Source organism: Streptomyces sp. NPDC008238 (assembly GCF_042956445.1).
Classification (GTDB): Bacteria; Actinomycetota; Actinomycetes; order Streptomycetales; family Streptomycetaceae; genus Actinacidiphila.
Genome location: NZ_JBIBGK010000048.1, coordinates 28,280 through 31,078, shown reverse-complemented (window position 1 = coordinate 31,078; position 2,799 = coordinate 28,280). Strand labels below are relative to the sequence as shown.

3 protein-coding genes and 1 pseudogene are annotated in these 2,799 nt (G+C 68.2%); 3 read left to right on the top strand and 1 reads right to left on the bottom strand.

Annotation, left to right across the window (positions count from 1 at the left end; all coding sequences use genetic code 11):
- The first annotated feature begins 129 nt into the window (after nucleotides 1-129).
- Nucleotides 130-622, top strand: a pseudogene (locus tag ACFZAU_RS40520) (DUF6328 family protein).
- 516 nt (nucleotides 623-1,138) lie between these two features.
- Here the strand turns inward: ACFZAU_RS40520 and ACFZAU_RS40515 are convergent.
- A complete protein-coding gene (locus tag ACFZAU_RS40515; protein WP_500556389.1) occupies nucleotides 1,139-1,810 on the bottom strand; it encodes an HAD family hydrolase in 672 nt (223 codons plus the stop codon).
- A 329-nt stretch (nucleotides 1,811-2,139) separates the two neighbouring features.
- Between ACFZAU_RS40515 and ACFZAU_RS40510 the strand changes: the two genes are divergently transcribed.
- A complete protein-coding gene (locus ACFZAU_RS40510) occupies nucleotides 2,140-2,466 on the top strand; it encodes a plasmid stabilization protein (RefSeq protein WP_500556388.1) in 327 nt (108 codons plus the stop codon).
- Nucleotides 2,467-2,496: 30 nt separating this feature from the next.
- Complete coding sequence (locus tag ACFZAU_RS40505) at nucleotides 2,497-2,652, top strand: DUF6131 family protein (protein WP_089228969.1); 156 nt, start codon at nucleotides 2,497-2,499, stop codon at nucleotides 2,650-2,652.
- The last annotated feature ends 147 nt before the right edge of the window (nucleotides 2,653-2,799 follow it).

Genomic DNA, 2,799 nt, shown 5'->3' with positions numbered 1-2,799 from the left:
CGCACGACGGCGCAGCTCAAGCGGGTACTGGGAAGGACGTGCCATGACTCGATCCTCTCAAACAATCGAGTCCCCACCGAACCCGGAACGGTTCAACGCCTGATCCGGTGGCGGGCTGCCCCCTCGCCTGTGCCGGCTGACGACCATGGTCGCCGGGTAGGCCGCGACGAGACCCGGGAGGAACGCGCCAACCGCCAGTGGCGGAGAACTGATCCAGGAGGTGCGCGTCACTCAGACGGGCGTCCAGATGCTCTTCGGTTTCCTGCTGACCGTGGTCTTCACCCCGCGCTACCCGCAACTCGGACAGATCGACAAGATCATCTACATCCTCACGGTCGTCCTGGGCGCCTACGCCACCGGGCCACTGACCGGACCGGTCTCCTTCCATCGCATCGTCGCTGGGCGGCGCATCAAACCGGAGACCGTGCATTGGGCCTCGGCGCCTCACCTTTGCCGGGCTCTTCCTGCTACTGGCCACGATGACCTCTGCCCTGCTGCTGGTCCTGCGGGTGGCGACCGACGACCCGTATCGCCGTACCTGGTGGCGAAGGTCCTCGCGTGGTGCCTGCTGTGCTGGTTCGTACTGCCCTTGTGGGCCCGCGCCCGCTTCACCGCCGACTGATCGCTGTCGGCTCAGTTCACCCGGTTGTCCCATCAAGTCGGATGTGACGATGCCGATACCGTGGAAGTGCCCTGAGGAATTTGATCGACAGGCTTTGTGCGTCCCGCGACCCCGGCACGTCCCATCCGTTGAGGCTCTGCCCGCCCCGGAAACGGCGTGGGCGCATGGCTTGGACCAGAGCGATGTGCTACTGCAAGTCGTACGGGAGTTATGCGCCCGCGGGCTGCTCACCCTGCGTTACTCGGGCACCGAGTCCGAGGCACGGATCGTGGCCGACCGCCGCTGAGAGGCCGGCTTGGGGCGGACGTCCCGGAGTAGCCGGAAGGCATCGGCGTACCAAGCCACCCATGGGGCGGGGACATGACGACGTTCGACCGGGCAGCCCGCTCGGCTCCGCGAGCCCGCGGCTGCCCCCTCGTGCACCAGCGACCACGACCTTTTGGCCTTGGAAGACGCGACGAAATATGTGACTACCCTCGTGTCCGCGATCAAACGAGCGGCGCTTCGAGAGCGGGACTATCGCCACACGGGACTGCCGTCGAGGGAAGTCAGCATGTCGCGTGGGTCGCCGTACACGGCGGCCGCGCCCGCCTCCTCCAGTTCGGCGCGGCTGATGCCGCCGGAGAGGACCGCCACGCAGGGCACCCCCGCCTTCCCGGCGGCCTCGATGTCCCAGACGGTGTCTCCCACGAAGACCGCCCGGTCAGCAGGTACGCCCGCTCGATCCAGGGCTTGCGTGACCAGGTCGGGCGCCGGTTTGCTCGCTGAGACGTCGTCCTTGCTGGTGGCGTCCGCGATGACGTCGTCGGCGTCGAGGGCGGCCCGCATCACGGCGAGTTCCTTGCCGTCGGCTGAGGTGGCCAATACGACCCGGAAGCCCCGGGCCGCCACCGCCCGCAGCAGGTCGGCAGCACCGTCCACAGGGGCGAGCGCGGGACCGTAGGCGCCGTACAGAGCCTTGTGGGCGTCGCTGATCGGGTCATCCTCGCTGCGGTCACGATCCTTGCCCAACAGGCGCTCCAGCAGGTGGTCGGAACCCATCCCGATGCAGCGGTGGATGTTCGCCATTGACACCACGTGCCCGGCCTGCCGAAACGCCTCCCACCACGACACCGCGTGGAGGTAATTGGTGTCCACAAGCGTGCCGTCCATGTCGAACAGCGCAGCGCGCTCGACGTCGTCCCTCATGATGGCCGCTCCTTCCCTTCAGCTACCGCAGTGGTTCATGCCAAGGCGGCTACCCGTCATCTCCGGCACGGACGCACGCTTCCGCTCCGCGATCCAGCGGCCAGCCAGCGTCTGTGTCAGGGCACGCGCTACCACTTTGGATCACTCAGGCGGCGTAACGCACCATGAGCATCCTGGGTTAGGCCCCTCCCCTCAGCCCCCGGTACCGAGAACCCCAGCGGTGGCTCCGGGTCGAGCGGAATCACCCACCCACTCTCCGGAAATATCGGTCACGATTGCGGGTAGCAGATCACCGATGGCCTCAAATTGATCACCTAGGGGTGAACAGGATGCCTGCAGGATCGAGCCCGAAGCGCGAGCGGCAGTACGAGCACATCAAGGACAGCGCCAAGGACCGGGGCGAGAGCGAGAAGCGCGCCAAGGACATCGCCGCCCGTACGGTCAACAAAGAACGCGCCCGGGCGGGCGAGTCCAAGACCGCCAGCCGCTCCTCCACCGAGGACATGTCCTCGGGCAAGCGCGGCGGACAGCGCTCCGGCAAGGGCTCCCAGGGGCCCACACGCGACCAGCTCTACGCCGAGGCCAAGCGCCGTAACGTCGACGGCCGCTCCCACATGAACAAGGCCGAACTCAAACGCGCCCTCGGCGACAGCTGAGCGCACGCGGCTCAACCAGCGGAGGACATCATGCTCATCCTCGGCATCATCCTGCTGATCATCGGCTTCCTCACCGGGATCTCGATCCTGTGGACCATCGGGATCATCCTAGTGATCATCGGCCTCGTGCTCTGGGTGCTGGGCGCCGTGGGGCACAGCGTCGGCGGGCGCAAGCACTACTGGTAGGCCGTGCAGATTGGGTCCGTCAGCCGCACCGGAGGGCCGGGCCCCCCCCCGGGGGGGGGGGGGCGGGGGCCGGGGGGGGGGGGGGCCCGCGGGGGGGGGGGGGGGGGGCGCCCCCCGGGGGGGGGGGGCGCCACAGGGGTTGGGGGC